This window comes from Aliikangiella marina, assembly GCF_007004765.1.
Taxonomy (GTDB): Bacteria; Pseudomonadota; Gammaproteobacteria; order Enterobacterales; family Kangiellaceae; genus Aliikangiella; species Aliikangiella marina.
The window spans coordinates 1,120,810-1,137,482 of record NZ_VIKR01000002.1 but is presented as its reverse complement, the minus strand read 5'-3'; the positions used below and the strand labels follow the sequence as shown (position 1 = coordinate 1,137,482).

Below are 16,673 nucleotides of genomic sequence, written 5' to 3'. Positions count from 1 at the left end.
AGAACGCACGATGCATAAACTGATCGCTTGGTTCGCCAAAAATGACGTCGCGGCAAATATATTGATGGTCACGATTGTCATCGCCGGGCTGTATACACTAAAAAACAAAATTCCGGTCGACATGTTTCCCGAGTTTGAAATCAACACGGTTCAGGTGGCTACCGTTCTACCTGGCGCTTCACCACAGGAAGTCGAAGAAGGAATTACCATCAGAATTGAAGAAGCTATTCAAGACTTGGACGGTATCCGAGAAATCAGCTCAAACTCTAGTGAGGGTAGTTCTCGGGTCACCATCGAGGTGAGTGATGGATATGATGTCAACGAAATGCTCGACGAAGTAAAAAACCGCGTAGACGCCGTGAACAATTTGCCAGTGGATGCTGAGCGTCCGCTTGTAACAACACCGCAAAGACGCTTCGAAGCGATCGGTGTCATGCTGTATGGTGACTATGATGCTTTAGCTTTGCGTCGATTCGCCGAAGACGTGAGGGACGAAATTGCAGCCCTTCCGGAGGTAACACAAGCCGTTGTTGATAACACGTTGTTATTCGAAATCAGTATTGAGGTACCTGAATGGGCGCTCAGAAAATACGATCTGACATTAGAGCAAGTTGCCAGTGCTTTAAGGGCAAATTCGAGAGACATATCCGCGGGAAATCTTAAAACTGAAGGTGGCGAAATTTTTGTTCGCAGTTTAGGTCAAGCCTATCGTGCGTCTGATTACGCACAGATCCCAATCATAACGAGCCAAGATGGATCATTAATCCGCCTCGGCGACATCGCTCAACTCAAAGATGAATTTGAAGAGACGCCACTTCGCACTCGCTTCAACGGCGTTCCGGCAGTTGAAGTTGAAGTCTTTAGAACCGGAGACCAAAGCATCATCGATGTCACTACCGCCGTTAAAAACTACATTGCGGAAAAACAAAATTCTTTGCCGAGCGGATTAGAGATGACTTACTGGCGCGACCGCAGTAAAGCGATCAAGGCGCGCCTAGCGACATTAACGCAAAGTGCTTGGCAAGGCGCTCTTTTAGTCATTTTATTATTGGCCTTGTTCCTTCGGCCAGCCGTCGCTTTTTGGGTCTGCATTGGTATTCCCATGTGTTTCATGGGTGCGTTCTTGTTGATGCCAGTGTTTAGTATTTCCCTCAATTTAATGAGCTTGTTCGCCTTTATTCTGGTGCTCGGTATCGTGGTCGATGATGCGATTGTAACCGGCGAGAATGTTTATGCGCACATGCGACGAGGTGACGACCCGTTGAAAGCATCGATCGAAGGCACCCAAGAAGTTGCCGTTCCGGTGACCTTTGGAATATTAACTACTGTTGCAGCTTTCTTACCCTTAGCATTCTTGGATGGTCGTGGTAGCTGGTATCAAAGCATTCCATACATCATCATACCCGTGCTGCTGTTCTCTTTGATCGAATCAAAACTCGTTTTACCGGCTCACTTAAAACATGTTAAACCGCGCAAAGAAAACGATTCCAAGCTCACTAAAGTTCAGATGGCGATTTCTCGTTCGCTCGAGAAGTTCATTGCCAATTATTATCAACCAGCGCTGGGATTTGCTTTACGTTGGCGATACGCAACTTGGACCCTAATGTTTGCCATGTTAATCGTCATTTTTGGCGCGATTTTTAGCGGACAAACTAAATTTATTTGGTTCCCAAGAGTGCAAAGCGAAATCGCGACTGCGACTTTAACAATGCCGGCCGGCACTGCGTTTGAAAGTACAGATAGCATCGTTCGGTATATCAATGACAAAGCGCAAGCGCTCAAGGCGAAATACGTCGATGAAGAGACTGGTGAGTCAGTCATTCGAGATATCTATTCGATTAGTGGTGGCCGCAATTCGAGCGTCGGTCGGGTAAGAATGGAAATTACTCCGCCCGAGTCTCGCGAACTCGATATAACAAGCCAACAGTTAGTAAATGAATGGCGCAAAATGGTCGGCCAAGTTGCTGGTGCGGAACAACTCAACTATCGTGCCCAAATTGGCTGGAATCGGTCTCCCATCAATATCGAGCTTCGTGGTAAAAATACCGATGAACTAACTTTACTTGGTGAATCGCTCAAAACAAAACTCGCAGAATTTGAAGCGGTTTTTGATATTGAGGATTCGTTGTCCGATGGTAAAGAAGAATTGCAACTCAAACTAAAACCTGAAGCGACGCTACTCGGATTAAACTTGAATGCTGTTGCCAGCCAGGTGCGACAAGCAGTCTTTGGTTTTGAGGTCCAAAGGATTCAGCGTGGTCGAGAAGAAGTACGGGTGATGGTTCGTTATCCACTACAAGCTCGACAATCGATCGAAACCCTTGAACAAATGATGATCCGTATCGGCCCGCAACAAGAAGTACCGCTATGGCAAATTGCTGAAGTTGAGCCTGGTTTAAGCCCAACCAATATTTTAAGAATCGACCGCCAACGAACGCTGACTGTCACCGCAGATTTTGACAAACAACGTGGCAATCTCAGTGCGGTTCAGCAAGAGCTTGAATCCTTCCTGAACGACTCGGTTTCAGCCTATCCTGGGACAAACTTCGAAATGGCCGGCGAAGCTCGCGATCAACGTGAATCTTCCGAGGGTCTCAAGTATGGAATGTATGGTTTGCTAATGGTTATCTATATTCTTCTGGCAATCCCGTTTAAATCCTACTTCCAACCGCTTGTGGTCATGTCAGTTATTCCTTTCGGTGTGGTCGGCGCAGTGATGGGCCACTGGATTATGGGGATGGATCTTACCCTATTGAGCATGATGGGAATTTTGGCTCTCTCCGGGGTCGTCGTCAACGACTCCTTGGTCCTCGTTGACTTTATCAATAGCAAACGTAAACAAGGTATCAAGCTCTTTGAAGCTGTTTATGCTGCCGGGGGTAGAAGATTCCGTCCAGTTATTCTGACTTCGCTGACGACCTTTGCAGGACTAATGCCGTTACTCTTTGAAAAATCGACACAGGCTCAATTCCTTATTCCAATGGCTGTCAGTTTAGGCTTTGGTATTTTGTTTGCCACCGTCATCACGCTATTCCTGATCCCGGTTAATTATATGATTCTTGAAGATGCTCGCGCCTATTTCAGACGCTATAAGCGCGATATGACTTGGTTGGGCAATAAAGTGAAAAACAAAGTCATCAATAAGGAAGTGACCGAGTAACGCTATCAGTCAATGAAGCGGGCAAATCAGCTCGCTTCATCTCGCTAACTTACAAAAGGAAATATGTAGACAGCCCCTGCTTCTGTTTTTATTTGATTGACGTCGATTCTCAAATGTTGTTCATTGATAACGGGTATTAAAACTTTCAAACAGTAATTTTGGTTGTTTTCTAGCATCGCGATAATTTCCATATTATCGTAGTCCGCGAATACAACCGCAGTCGCGACAAAATCTTCTGACTGCAATTTTTCTCTAAGTTCATCTTGTATGTAAGCCAGACAGTCCGAAAGTTTTTCACTAACATTTGCCGCAACTAAAATTTCTACCTGGTTATCTTGATTTAACGTCAGCCCGTAGGGAATCACATTGTCGGACTCCAAAAGCATTTGATCTGTACGAACAAAAATTTGTGCTAGTAACGCGTTAAATTGTTTTTCTGAATAATTCATTTTATCAGTCTTAAATAGTCTTCAGCTTGTTGCATTATTTCTTGATCGATCGAACGATTAATTACCTGATTCAGTGTATCAATCGCATCTGTTGAGCGATTCGCAAACTCAAATAACAACTGAGCTTTTATCAAGTATAAACTTTCCCATCCTTTGGGTTTTGCCGAAATAGCTAAAAAATCATCAATTAGTCTTAACGCGGTTTTAAATTGGTTTTTGTTTTGCATCTCTCTGCTTATCGAAGCAACGACTTCAAAGGACGAAGGTGAATAGACCACGCCACGATCCTGCAATTTTTGAAAGAAGTCTACAGCTTGCTTTGTATTATTAATTTGAACCATTGTTTCAAAATATTGATCAGCAACTTTCTTAATCCATTCGTCCTTGCCTTGGATGGCATACAATAATATAAGCTTTTCGTTCGATTTATAGTCTGACGGATTATCATTTATTCTCGTCAAAAGTAGTTTCTGGGCATCCTCATATCTTGCTTCTTGAATAAAGATATCGACCTCCGCCATATTTCCAACTTCTGGTTCGCTTTTTAATTGATGTAAGCTCGTTCGATCGATAGTAAAATTAAGTTCATGATGATATTGATATACTAAATATCCAGCCATCACGGCGACTGATATCGTTAAATAGAGAATAAAAAAGTAAAGTAAAAATTGGCCAAAAAACGGCACCGAATCCGCTGAATTGACACCACTAACCTTTACGCTTAAGAATGCAACAGCAAGCATTACCGCATAGAGCAAAAAGTAAGCCGAACCAAACAGTTTAATTAAAAAACCTATCTTAATGGGATTAAACATGGAGAACACTGATTTTTCCATCATAAGAATAATCAAAGTCGCCGGAATACCTAACACAAAGAATAAAATCGATAATGCTCCAATAGAAGGGTTTGCAAGATATAGCTTCCCTAAAACCGCCATAAACACGCCTGTTCCGAACAAAAGCTTCAAAGACTGGCTGTGAACCCGAAAGTTGATGTAGCTTTGAATACCTTTTTGAAGTTTATCGCCACTTGCAGTTCTTTCCATCACTTCGAACAAAAGTTCTATCACGGGTAAAGTCGCGAAAACGGCCAAAATTAAACCGACCACATTACTCGGTAAGCCGGCAAAAATGAGAGAAAACATTACAGCGAAAGCTAGAATTCCCGCATTGAATGGCCGAGTCAGTATATCAGGTAACACTGCCCAAAATGGCGGAATCCGATGCGCGACACTCAGGCTTTGTAAGCTTCTACGGCAAAGCGTGCATTTGGGGAAGTAGTTATCTTTGTCCTCGGGAACACAAAGACTACAAAATAAAGTTTCACAACTTTGGCAAAACCATGCAGCGTGATTTTTAGGGTGGTATTTGCAGAACTGTGACATCCTAGCCTTGCAACCTACTATTACAGGGAAAAATTACTGCTTATTAAATCGCTGATTGACCAAAATATCAACCAGCGATAGCACAGTTGAGACAATAATTGCTGTTACCAGCGCGATTGAAGATTGAGTTGTAACTCCAGTGAGTGGCTGCTACTGTCTTTGATACTGACAATATACGAAGCAGTTTTTTGTTGATGTATAAGAATGCCTGAAGCTTGCTTCGACTTCTCGTTAATTGCTTTAGTTATTACTTTAGCTAATTGATCGGTTCCCAAACGACTTGCAATCGCAGACTTTTTCCGCGAGTCATATTTAGCGCTCATTTTAACTTTCAAACCATTTATATTATTCTCGTCATTTAAATAACTCGCAGCATTTACACGATTGGCGACAATCGTAGCATTCGATTCATCGGTCAATTGAAAAAACCAAACGCCATTTTGACCTATCGTTTCATAACTTAACTTGCCGTTTTTCTGCTTGACGACCAGTCCAGTGTTTTCGTCGATACCAATTCCATGAGAAACTTTAGTCGTATTGAGCAAGCGAATTAATCGAAACGCTCGATTTCGTTCGGAAAAATGGGTATCTAAAATGCCAATTGGTAGCAGTTCCAACCCACCAGAACCAAAGTAGGTCAAACTATCCGCACCAATGGCCTCGCCACAGCTATTTTGTAATTCACACTGATCGGACGGAGGAAAATTTGTTGCATAGGCACCATCAAAAAAGCCCGCGATACTTTCACCGTTAGTAATCATTGGTAGTAAGCGATCAGCAAACAATCCTCCGCTTTGAACAGCTGTGCCCGCGCTGGTGCCTGCGACAACAAGCTGCCCACGATCAAACTTTGTTTTCATTTGTCGATAAAAAGGTGAAAAAGCTTTCTCTCCGCCCTCCGTATCAGCTAACGAAGAAAGGGCCAAAAACTGATCACCACCATTGAAGAAAATCCCGCTTGCTTGTCCAATCAAAGTCGTAAAATAATGAGGATTCTCACAAAAACTTTGCTGATAGCGAGCTAACTGTGGGTATACCTTGTCACGGTTAAAAACACTATAATACTCCCCTCTTACTCTCGCTAGATCGGTGCACTCTTTGTTTGGATCATTCATCACCCGGTTAAGGCTTGCTTCTAATGGTAACCAAACAGCGTCAACTTCAAAATGGCGGAACAGTTGCAGATAAAAACTTGCCGCATCAAAAACATCATTCGCTGACGCAGTGCTAAATAGTACAGTCGGCCGGTTATCACCACTAATCGATGACACCATCGAAATAAACTGATTAATAATGCGCTGTGAATCTGGGTGGCTATTTTCAAAATCGACATATTCAGTTAACGCTTCTCCTTTGCGATCGACAACTGGAACTTGTAAATAATGAATAAGAAAATTCCATTGTCTCGAGTCTAGATCATCTAAGAGCTTACGCCCCATCATTTGATTACTGGTAAGTTTAATATTATCCAGTCGTTTTAAAAGTTCTCGTCGAGTGACAGGCGCCGTATCAAAACGTAATTGATACTTAGCTAACAGTTCGACGACACGAGTAAGCTTGTTTTTATCAGAAAATAGGTTAAAAGCATCCTGAGCAATAATTACTTGCTTATCGGAATTTACTGAGAAATAACTCGACTTATAAGCAGTGTCGTCAAATTTGACTGATTCGGTACAATTTCTCGGAGAGTAGCTAGAACATATTTTTAAACCTCCACCGACTAGCAACATTTTTTTCTCTGTCGCTTGTATGGCTGGCCCTAAAAGCATAAATACACTTATGATAAATAGATTGTAGATTTTAACCCTCATGACTCAAAAGTTCCTTTGATTAGTGGCGTCTGATTTCGCACCAGCCACTGGCCTTTACTCATCACTGACTCTATGTGAAGTGACTGTTTCTCAAGCAGAACTAAATCAGCATCATTATTTGCTTGCAAACGTCCCTTGTTTTTGAGCTTTAATACATCTGCAGGAGTCGATGTGATTGCCTGAATAGCAACCTCTAGCGGGATAGATTCATGTAAAACACAGTCTCTTACTTCTCTAAAAAGTGAGCCTTCATTACCAACTTCCAAAGAGATTAGATTACCAGCTTCATCAAACTCAGGAAGACTAGCATGACCATCTGAGCTAAAGGTAATCTGCTGTATATCGCCACCACTATCCAAGAATTCTTTGAGGCCCTTGCTGCATTTGATTTCACCTAGCTCGAACGCCATCGAATTACTACTTGTTGTTAAATCGATGTACCCGCCACGCTTAGTAAAATCGATGCCAGCGTTAAATAAGACTTTATTTCGATTGATATGTGTTGGGTAAAATTGACTGATGGGAATATCCGTCTTCTCAACGACCTCATCAATTAGGCTAAACATACTGTTTCCCGGTCCCATATGAATACTCACAATACCACTTTTACCGCTAAGCATTCCGCCTACTCTGGCATCTGAAGCAATCCGAGCGAGCTCCCTAAAATGGGGCTGAGAACCACGGTGATCGGCAATCGCCACCTCACCAACGCCAATACACTCATCGATCAAAACAATATCACTTTGCAAATCGCCAGTTATCGTTTTCAAGGGTAAATGATAAGAACCGCTATAAATATAACAACTCAACCCATAAGCATTGAGTTCCTTCGCTTTCACCAACAGCTCATTTAGACTGCGACTAATTGAATCGGTCCCTAACGCCGCCACTAGCGTAGTAATACCCGCAGTTGTTAAGTCGGTTAAATTGACTTCGGGTGTTCTTGTTGTAAAGCCACCTTCGCCACCACCACCGGTTATATGAACCAAAGAATCAACAAACCCTGGCACCATGATTTTGTCACTAGCATCAACAAGCGCTACATACGGTGAATTAATTTCAATTAAACTTTCAATCGCAAGAATTTTTTCCCCGCAGATTAAAACATCTTGTTTCCCAAGCTTGACGGGCGCAACTACCTCTGCATTTTTGATTAGTGTTAACATGTCAAAATCCAATAACAACAGCCATCGCAACAAACGCGAAAGCTAAAAATAAATTAAATAGCAAGAACTTCCAGATGAATCCAGCCCAATCATTCCAATTGATACCCGCGACGCCTAAACTTCCCATTAAAGGTGCAGAGGTCGGTACGATAATATTGGTTAACCCATCGCCGAGCTGAAAAGTTAGCACTGCTGTTTGCCGAGTCACATCGACCAAGTCAGCGATTGGCGCAAGTAGTGGCATCGTTAGTGCTGCTTGCCCAGAACCACTGGTAACAAAAAAGTTAAATACCGCTTGAAAACCTAACATGCAAAAAGCTGAAAGCATTTCAGGTAAACCATCAATTGCTTGAGCCGTGCTGTAAAGAATCGTATTTAGGGCCGATGCTTGCTTAGGATCCGCTCCCCCTAAAATGATCAGTATTCCTTGGGCAAAACCAACGATCAAAACGACCGGCACCAAATCGGCTGCACCTTTCTTAAAGGCAGCGGCGAGATTATCAACACTCAAATTATCGAGCTTAAAAATTAAGGTAATCAAAGCAGAAGTCAGACCGATAGTAAAAAACTGAGAAGCGATTTCTGCAATATAATATCCTCGCATAGAAACGCCCCAGATCACCCAAGCAATGCCAGCAAATAAGTTTATTAAGATTAAACGGTCACCAAGACTCATTTGTGATTCGAGCTTTATTTTCTCGTACTGTAATTGTTGGTTTTTCTCGTTGAGAGAGGTCGACTTGATACTTTTCGCGTAGGCTGTCGCAAATATCATTAAGGCAACGGTAAAAGTCAGCCACATGATAAACCTGAAACCTGCTCCTGATAGCATTGGGACTTCAGCCAGTCCCTGAGCGACGGCAACATTAAAAGGATTCATCCACGAAGTCGCGAAACCTATTTGAGTCGCAACGTAAGTACAAAGGACCGCGATAATGGCATTGTATCCCTGTGCGATCATTATTGGCGTGAGTAACATTGCAAACGCAATCGCTTCTTCGCCCATACCAAAAACAGCCCCGCCTAAAGAAAAAACTAAGCATAAAATAGGAATAGTGAGAAGATCATGTCCCTTGGTTAAAACTAACAGTCTTAACATTGATTTATGAATACTAGTCGGTGCCATGATCACTCCAAAGGCGCCGCCAATAATCAATAAAAACGCAATAATTCCGACAGCACCACCATTTCGATCACCTCGGGTAATGCCATCGAAGACAGCGTTTAGAAAGCCACTATTAGCTTCGCCGCTAAAAAGCGTGGACATGTTTGTTTCGCTGTTACCACTTTCGTCAACTCGATAGCGAAAGGACTCCGCATCAAGCACTTGTTTAGTAATTGACTTATCATTAAATTCGTATGTCACTGACTTAGTCTCAAAGCTCCCGACGGGAACTACTCCCGTTACCATCCAGGCAACTGACATGAGCACTAATATAATAACAAGCGTATCAGGGACTTTAATCTGTGAAAATTTAATCATTTTGAAATTCTTTGCTATTAAATTTTGACTACTCAACAGTATACGCCAAAAATATAGCCTATCTAATAACTAGTCGATTTTGGTAAAAAAGAGGGCCTTTCGGCCCTATGGGAGCTAAAAGTTTTGAGTATAAGTTAAACGAAAAAATCGGCCCATGGTATCGTGATTAAAATGATCGACGTTGGCACTAGTACCATAGGCAAGCGGTGCATCTTCATCGAGCAAATTATCAATGCTTAGCCGCAAGTGAGCGTCTTGATTAATCTCGTAACCGACTGATAATCTCCACTCGAGCCAAGCAGGTATTTTGCGGTTTCTTGATATGCCAAATGCCGATAATTCATCATCCGTGTACTTCTCTAAATCATCGTCGTAACTCGAAACGTAGTAACCTGTAAGACTTGTTGACCAATCATCATTTCGCCAGCGAAGTTTTGCTCTCAAGATAAGCTCTGGATAACGAAACGTTCCTTCAAGTGGTTCAACTTCAGCTTGCTTAGAACGTTGTCGGTCATAGTCGAGCAAGTAGGTACCATCTAGTAGCAAAGACCAACGACTTTCATTGGCATTCCAATGTTGCGTATAGGTAAAGTCGATACCAGACGTTTCTTGAATACCAAGGTTTTCTAATTGAAGATGAATTTCTTCAATCGGGTCACCAATTGCACCGTTGCGAGTTTCTATGCCAATTTCTCCAACCGCCAAATCACCCTCAGCGACAACAGCAACATCGCCTCTTAACGCCGCTCTGAATAACTCTTCATTATCAATACCAACAATATTGTCATGTTCAAATGCCCAATAATCGAGTGTCATATAAGCATCTTGTGAAAAGTTAATTGCTACGCCAATGTCAAATGCCTCCGACTCTTCGGCCTGCAAGTCTGGATTACCATAAATCTCTGATAAATACCCATCAGTCCCACCAAATCCACCACAAAAGTTATTTAAAAACTCAGGACCACATTCAAGTGCACCAGAACTCAAAGTTGTGTCCGCGCCAACTTGCGCAAGTGACGGCGCTCTGAAAGAAGTATTCCATGAACCTCTTATCAAGAAGTCATCGGTCGCTCGATACAAGAAACCGACTTTGGGATTAAAATCACCGCCAAAATCACTATAGTCATCGTAACGACCCGCTAGCTGAAGCTCAAAGTTTTCGGCTAATGGAATTAAAAACTCTGAATAGACAGCAAAAACATCTCGTTCCGCACGAGCGCCAGTCGAACCGAAGCCATATACAGGCACTTCTCCGCTTACAGGATCGGCGGTCGCTAATGGAGAAGGCGAGTCGATAACCTCTTCATTTCGAAATTCAGCGCCAAACGCAGCTGATAACGAACCGTTCTCAAGTTCTGCCAAATCACCGGTAATATTAAAATCAACCACCAATAGCTTTGATTCACCATTTCGCGGAACATTTTCTTCGATCAAATCGAAGATTTCTTGATCATTATCTAAGCCGCCATTGAACGGATTGAAGTAGAGGCCATCCACACCCGGTGTACAACCAATACTCCCATCTGCACACAATTCACCATAAAGTGCTGATTCAAATTTTTCGACATTGACAATGCCTGCTATGCCCCGCTGTTCGGCTTTGTTTTGTGAGTAATTCAATGAACTGTTCCAATCCCAATTTTCCCAGTTTCCTTCCAAACCGGTAACAATACGAAAGTTTTCATTCGTCACTTGCAAAGTTCGAGGATTAGCAAACCTTCCCCACATTAATAAGAAATCCTCAGGAGGCACACCTAAATCACTCCAGAGGTCGTTAAACCTTGTCGCTAGTTCTGTCGGCATATTAGGATGATCAAAGGGGACTTCTACGTTACTAAATGGTGCCCCGGTTGAATTAGCACTGCTTTCCGTAGTCGTAAAATAAACTTCATTAAACCACCTTAAATTTGGATTTATATTGGTCGTCGAGAAGAAACCGGCCGCGGCAGATTCCAGCGCAGGATAGGTGGGTAAAAAAGCATTTTGATTGTATTGACAGTATTCCCCAAATGAACTGATAGGAAAACCCGCACGGTCATCAAACCTTAAGCTGTCAGGACAAGTTGCTTCTACATAATCGATATCATCAAAAAACTGTCCATTAAAACTTGGCCAGATCCCCTGTTGTGAAGGGTCAAAACTATTGGCGGTTAAGTCCCTATCTCGATCATACAAACTATTAACATCGTAATAATCGACAAACATATTAATATCAGTTGAATCAGTCGACATTCCCCAAACTAAACTCAAATTCTTAACCGTATCATCACTTTTTGCTTCTGAATTTCCATAAGAAATTCGTAGTTCATTGTCAACGGCACTGTCTTTTAAAATCAAGTTAACCACACCTGCTACCGCGTCCGCACCATAAATGGCAGAAGCCCCTGAGGGTAAAATTTCAACACGTTCTACCGCAGCAAGTGGAATAGAATTAATATCAATAAAATTTTGTGACTGAAAAGCAAATGAACTACCAGCCACGCGGCGACCATTTATCAATACTAAAGTCGAAGAGGCGCCCAACCCTCGTAATGAAACAGCAGCTGCTCCAACCGGCGCATCAGCCTGCAGTGCTCCACTTGCGTGAGTCGAGAAAGATCCTTCACCACCATGAGTGATCGATAACTCTTTAAGCAGGTCAGATAAATTATTGGCGGAAGACTCTTGGATATCGTCTTGGCCGATGGTTTTTACCGGAGAAACGCCCTCGGTATCAACTTGCTTGATTCTTGAACCAGTAATAACAACTTTCTTTTCAGAAGCCGATTGTTCTCCTGAATTATCTTCTTGGCCCAGTACGATGGCAGAGTTAAAAATTTGAGCGCACGCGAACGCCGTCAGTGAATACTTAAATAATTGATTACGCATAACAAAACCTTCCTAGAAAGCGGATTTTAATCGTTAGTTTTTAATTTTTAAGGAAAACCTCGAAAGTCGTTTCGAAGCTAACTAGGAAGGCGAGGCTATTCGTCGAACCACTCGCTTAAGTAGAATTCACAATAGTGATAAGACATTAGGCAGTATGCATTTTTAGTCATATGTCTTCTCCTCTATTGTGATGAATGGCGCAGTGTTATTTCGATAAACTGCAAACTATACCGATAATAATTCAATTAAAACAAATATATTTTTGAGATTTCACAAATTTTATATCACCTTTAAAAAACTCTGTCAACGTAGAATTTTCACAAAAGACTTTTTATTCACCGTAGAACATTCCAGAATCCTTCAATAATTTGAATAGCCAAATTTACGTGTCGCTTTGTTGAGTTGACTCTTTTTTATCTACTCTAAGAGTCTTAAATATTCCATATAAACTAATCACCACCCAAAATACTTCGATAACAAATGCCGACAAATTAAAACTGTTAGATAAAGAAATTATAATGAGCACAGCTCCCACTAAATTCGCGTTCAAATATAATAAGTTGTGCGCGCTAACCTTTTCGATTTGCAATAAAAAATAACCCCATATAATCAGTGCCACACCGACATTACCGATCAAGTCAAAAAGCGAATAGTCCATGCTCGTTCTAGCTCCTACGCATAAATATTTTATTAATTATTGAGTATTTTAGTATCGAGATCTTTTCATTTTTTTTGGGGTTAAATTTCTCAGTGAAAGTCTTCAGTTTCAAGATAGAGTTCGATGATGTTGTAAAAACCTTGCTGCATAAAAGTATCGTTTAAACCCTTTTGATCAAGCGGAAGACTTACTTTAGGGTTAATGAGCGTATTTACATCGGATTGGGTTACTTCTCGGCGATTCGCTAATAGAATTTGGTCGAAGCTAGGAAGGTTTCCGATCCGATGAACCAATAAACTCAAGTTATCGTCTAGCGGGATATTATAGAAACGACCATTTTCGAAATTATCAATAGGTTTCGATAAAACCATCCTATCAACCTTAAGCCTGACATCGGCAATTGCAATTTTTCCATTTCGTTCGAAATGCCCAATAAATATATCCGTGTTAAAAGACATCAGTTCTCCATTAATTAGTTGATTAAGATCGAACAATTCAGGCCTTAGTGAGATCAGCTTGTTGTCTTCGATTAACTTTATGATCTTTATTTCCTCATCAGCACGAAAGCTTACTTTTAAAATAACTTGGTAAGCATGAATTGAGTTGTGTAGCGGCATGTGGGACGCGAACAAATCGCCATTTGCTTCTAGCAATGACATACCATGAATGCCAACCGCACTACTATGATCTTCATGGCTTTTTGTCTCAGCATGTAGCTGCTTTAAATCAACAAGTGTTATAAGAAACAACAAGGGCAAAAACTTATTTTTCAATATTCATCTCCAATTCTCACCAATAACTTTCCTGAGCTACCTCGATCAAATAAGCTCGCTAGGTGTTCGGGCATTTTTTCAAAACCATGAACAATGCTTTCCTGATAAACTATGCTTCCTTCTTTTACCCAAGGGCCAACAATCTCAACCATTTCTTCCATTCGATGACTAAAATCGCGTGCAAGAATTCCTTGAATAGTTGCGCGTTTATATAAAATATGATGGAGAAAACGAGGGCCTAATTGAACTTCATCTAACATACCATTGTACTGGCTCATTTGACCGCAGATCACAACCCTTGCATGTAAACTAATCAACGGTATGACGGCATCGGAAATCATTCCACCTACGTTATCAAAATAGACATCAACATCAATCCTTTTCTCTTCTAAAAATGATTGAAGTTCTCGATAACAATTAAAATGTTTATAATTAATCGCCAGGTCTGCACCCAGTGATTTTTCTAACCATCGGCATTTCTCATCAGAGCCCGCAAATGCTATCACTTTACAACCGATTTTTTTAGCAAACTGAACCACCAAAGAACCGACCGCTCCAGACGCACCTGAAACCACAAGGGTCTCTCCCGGCTTTGGTTTACCGGCTTCGATCAGACCAAACCAAGCAGTTCTCCCCGGCATTCCTAAAATGCCAAGTGAAGTTGTTACCGGAATATCGGTTGGATCGAGTTTAACTAATTCATTGGCACTGACTTTTGAAAATTTTTCCCAGCCGGTATAAGCATTAACCCAATCGCCAGGTTTAAATTTGCTACTCGCGCTAGCGAGGATTTTTCCAATAACGCCAGACTGTTGAAGCGAGTTCAGTGGATGTGGTTCTTCCCAGGTGTGACTTGCTGCTTGCTGAATCCGCATGTAAGGGTCAACACTCAGATACTGATTAGCAATTAAAACTTGATTGGCAGATAGGTCATCAGTCATTTCCTCTCTCTGCATCTCGTAATGTTCGTAGCCCACTTCAGATTCAGGGCGGGCTACGTAAACCCATTTATGATTAATTAATGATTGACCCACTTGAACATTCCGCCAACTTTTAATGAGAAAGTACTTATACTCGTTTTTTTAACTTTCCATATCAAACCCGATAAGTTAATATTTATTTCCAATTTGGAATCGATTAAAGATGGCGCTTGTATCATTAACTCTTATATCATTGACTCTTAAATCATTGACTCTGAAATCACGATATCAGTCCTAGATATCAAATCAGGATATCAAAACTCTTTTTATTTAAGGTTTCCTCAAATTAAACCGCGATTATGAATATTCAAGACTTGGAAAAATTTTTAGTGATAGCTGAAGTAGAGAATTTACAAGTGGCTGCAGACAAACTCGATTCAAGCCCTAGTGCATTATCTAAATCATTAAAAAGATTAGAAAACTCATTAAATAGCCCACTTTTTGACAGAGTGGGGAAAAACATTCAAATTAACCCTGCCGGTGAATTGTTGCGAATTAAGGCTGCGCAGATGGTCGCACATGCCAAGCAAACTAAAGCGGAGTTTGCGGGCCTGGCAACGACCGGCCAATATCGAATTGTTGGACCTTCCATACTTCAATTTAAATGGGCGACTGTTATCAGCAAAGGGATAATGGCGACCTATCCTAATGCGAGACTAGCATTTGATTCAATGTTCGAACAAGAGGCTCTCGATAAAGTCGTTAATGGCAACGCAGAACTTGGGCTAGTTACAACTGCGATAGCATCAAAAATTCCGGACGACCTTCATCGCATAGCGCTTGGTACGGTCACTATGCAAGTTGCCGCTTCTCGCACACATTCGCTGATAAAAGATCGGAATACCAACAAGGTGACCGTTTCCCTCAAAGAGCTTCTGCCACATGCTTTTGCCACTCCCAGCGTTTCTCCCTATTGCGGTGAACCCAGGGGAATCGGTTGTGATGGATGGCAAAATCAAGTTTATCCGCGTAAATTACAAATCGTCGTTAATGACTACAGCATTTTAACTAAGTTGGTCAGAGCGGGGTTAGTACTCGCTTATTTACCAGACTACTGGCTACGAGAATGGGATCTAATCAATATTGAAGTAAGCGACTGTCCATATCATTGCGTCGAAAATCTATTGCTGGTGAGTTGGCAGAAAGAACTTTTAACATTAATCGAATAATGCCCGACAGGTTATGTTTCGTCTTGCTCAAGCAAGTCGCTACGCTTCTTAGAATGATACAACCCCATGCCTGATAACACAGGAAAAAGTAAGAAATTGGCATATCCTGAAAAACCGATCAATTCGTCAGGCAACAATAGCGCGAGTACTAAACAGAATAAAGCGACACCTGAAGCGGCTAACCAATTTTGGATATCAAACTTAGTATCTAAATATTCATAGATGGACAGCTTTAATGCGTTTTTCGAATTCAATGCATGATAGTACAAAGCAACAAAATTTAGGGTCACCAACAAAAAGCCAACAGAGTAGAATGCGAACATGAAACGCACTTTCCAATAGGCATCGAATGACATATTCATGGGCGCAAAACCGTCAGTAAGAACCGCAAAAAATCCTTGCATTGTAAGTTTTAGCGGATAAATATAAACAAGGACTAAAAATACTAAACAGCAGCTTAAGAATACGGTTTTTCCATCTTCCAATCCATAACGACGACACCAGTTCGCATGCGAATGCCAAATCCAGGCAATTATCGCAAAGCTCGCAGCAAACGCAGGAATCGTTTTTACTGCGTTATAAAATTCTGCAAAAGACTGAGGTACGCCATCCACAGAAATCACTACCATGCTCACGGCAAAGGCCAAGGCTGCTGCGACGAAAGTTTCTAAGCGATCCATCGCTGCACCACGCATCTCAAACTCAGGCCAGTCTTTTTTGATACTCATCGTTTATTAAAGCTCTACTCACCAACTGTCATTGAAAAATCGA

12 protein-coding genes are annotated in these 16,673 nt (G+C 41.6%); 2 read left to right on the top strand and 10 right to left on the bottom strand.

Annotation, left to right across the window (positions count from 1 at the left end; genetic code table 11):
* Positions 1-10 precede the first annotated feature (10 nt).
* Positions 11-3,160 carry an efflux RND transporter permease subunit gene (locus FLL45_RS11295; protein WP_246075810.1) on the top strand — a complete coding sequence of 1,050 codons (3,150 nt, stop codon included), beginning with the start codon at positions 11-13 and terminating at the stop codon, positions 3,158-3,160.
* Positions 3,161-3,204: 44 nt separating this feature from the next.
* On the opposite strand, the gene FLL45_RS11290 is transcribed toward FLL45_RS11295, so the two are convergent.
* The 9 genes from FLL45_RS11290 to FLL45_RS11250 form a co-directional block, all read right to left on the bottom strand.
* Positions 3,205-3,609 (bottom strand): hypothetical protein, encoded by a 405-nt coding sequence (locus tag FLL45_RS11290; protein ID WP_142942107.1) that lies wholly within the window; start codon positions 3,607-3,609, stop codon positions 3,205-3,207.
* Complete coding sequence (locus tag FLL45_RS11285; RefSeq protein WP_142942106.1) at positions 3,606-4,994, bottom strand: B-box zinc finger protein; 1,389 nt, start codon at positions 4,992-4,994, stop codon at positions 3,606-3,608. The genes FLL45_RS11290 and FLL45_RS11285 overlap by 4 nt, the downstream gene beginning before the upstream one ends.
* A 104-nt stretch (positions 4,995-5,098) precedes the next feature.
* The gene (locus FLL45_RS11280) at positions 5,099-6,763 is read right to left on the bottom strand and encodes a cyanophycinase (RefSeq protein ID WP_142942105.1); all 1,665 of its coding nucleotides are present in this window, start codon (positions 6,761-6,763) and stop codon (positions 5,099-5,101) included.
* 38 nt (positions 6,764-6,801) lie between these two features.
* Positions 6,802-7,971 (bottom strand): beta-aspartyl-peptidase, encoded by a 1,170-nt coding sequence (gene iadA, locus FLL45_RS11275; protein WP_142942104.1) that lies wholly within the window; start codon positions 7,969-7,971, stop codon positions 6,802-6,804.
* 1 nt (position 7,972) lies between these two features.
* Positions 7,973-9,454, bottom strand: a complete 1,482-nt coding sequence (yfcC, locus tag FLL45_RS11270; RefSeq protein WP_142942103.1) for a putative basic amino acid antiporter YfcC — start codon at positions 9,452-9,454, stop codon at positions 7,973-7,975.
* A gap of 114 nt (positions 9,455-9,568) precedes the next feature.
* Entirely contained in the window at positions 9,569-12,322 is a 2,754-nt protein-coding gene (locus FLL45_RS11265; protein ID WP_142942102.1) for a TonB-dependent receptor plug domain-containing protein, read from the bottom strand.
* Between the two features lie 382 nt (positions 12,323-12,704).
* Entirely contained in the window at positions 12,705-12,980 is a 276-nt protein-coding gene (locus FLL45_RS23215) for a CBU_0592 family membrane protein (protein ID WP_142942101.1), read from the bottom strand.
* A gap of 89 nt (positions 12,981-13,069) precedes the next feature.
* On the bottom strand, positions 13,070-13,753 hold the full coding sequence (locus FLL45_RS11255; RefSeq protein WP_142942100.1) for a hypothetical protein: 684 nt from the start codon (positions 13,751-13,753) through the stop codon (positions 13,070-13,072).
* Positions 13,750-14,787: an NADP-dependent oxidoreductase gene (locus FLL45_RS11250; RefSeq protein WP_210247164.1), complete on the bottom strand. Its 1,038-nt coding sequence runs from the start codon at positions 14,785-14,787 to the stop codon at positions 13,750-13,752. The genes FLL45_RS11255 and FLL45_RS11250 overlap by 4 nt, the downstream gene beginning before the upstream one ends.
* Before the next feature lie 245 nt (positions 14,788-15,032).
* Here FLL45_RS11250 and FLL45_RS11245 point away from each other — a divergent pair, with 245 nt between their 5' ends.
* Positions 15,033-15,902 carry a LysR family transcriptional regulator gene (locus FLL45_RS11245; RefSeq protein ID WP_142942099.1) on the top strand — a complete coding sequence of 290 codons (870 nt, stop codon included), beginning with the start codon at positions 15,033-15,035 and terminating at the stop codon, positions 15,900-15,902.
* 11 nt (positions 15,903-15,913) lie between these two features.
* Here FLL45_RS11245 and FLL45_RS11240 read toward each other — a convergent pair whose 3' ends face one another.
* Complete coding sequence (locus tag FLL45_RS11240; protein WP_142942098.1) at positions 15,914-16,630, bottom strand: TMEM175 family protein; 717 nt, start codon at positions 16,628-16,630, stop codon at positions 15,914-15,916.
* Positions 16,631-16,673: the final 43 nt, after the last annotated feature.

Excerpts from the sequence above, each read along its gene's own strand:
- FLL45_RS11240 (WP_142942098.1), bottom strand. The coding sequence starts at position 16,630 with ATGAGTATCAAAAAAGACTGGCCTGAGTTTGAGATGCGTGGTGCAGCG.
- FLL45_RS11295 (WP_246075810.1), top strand. The coding sequence starts at position 11 with ATGCATAAACTGATCGCTTGGTTCGCCAAAAATGACGTCGCGGCAAAT.
- FLL45_RS11280 (WP_142942105.1), bottom strand. The coding sequence starts at position 6,763 with ATGCTTTTAGGGCCAGCCATACAAGCGACAGAGAAAAAAATGTTGCTA.
- FLL45_RS11290 (WP_142942107.1), bottom strand. The coding sequence starts at position 3,609 with ATGAATTATTCAGAAAAACAATTTAACGCGTTACTAGCACAAATTTTT.
- FLL45_RS11245 (WP_142942099.1), top strand. The coding sequence starts at position 15,033 with ATGAATATTCAAGACTTGGAAAAATTTTTAGTGATAGCTGAAGTAGAG.
- FLL45_RS11265 (WP_142942102.1), bottom strand. The coding sequence starts at position 12,322 with ATGCGTAATCAATTATTTAAGTATTCACTGACGGCGTTCGCGTGCGCT.
- FLL45_RS23215 (WP_142942101.1), bottom strand. The coding sequence starts at position 12,980 with ATGGACTATTCGCTTTTTGACTTGATCGGTAATGTCGGTGTGGCACTG.
- yfcC (WP_142942103.1), bottom strand. The coding sequence starts at position 9,454 with ATGATTAAATTTTCACAGATTAAAGTCCCTGATACGCTTGTTATTATA.
- FLL45_RS11285 (WP_142942106.1), bottom strand. The coding sequence starts at position 4,994 with ATGTCACAGTTCTGCAAATACCACCCTAAAAATCACGCTGCATGGTTT.
- iadA (WP_142942104.1), bottom strand. The coding sequence starts at position 7,971 with ATGTTAACACTAATCAAAAATGCAGAGGTAGTTGCGCCCGTCAAGCTT.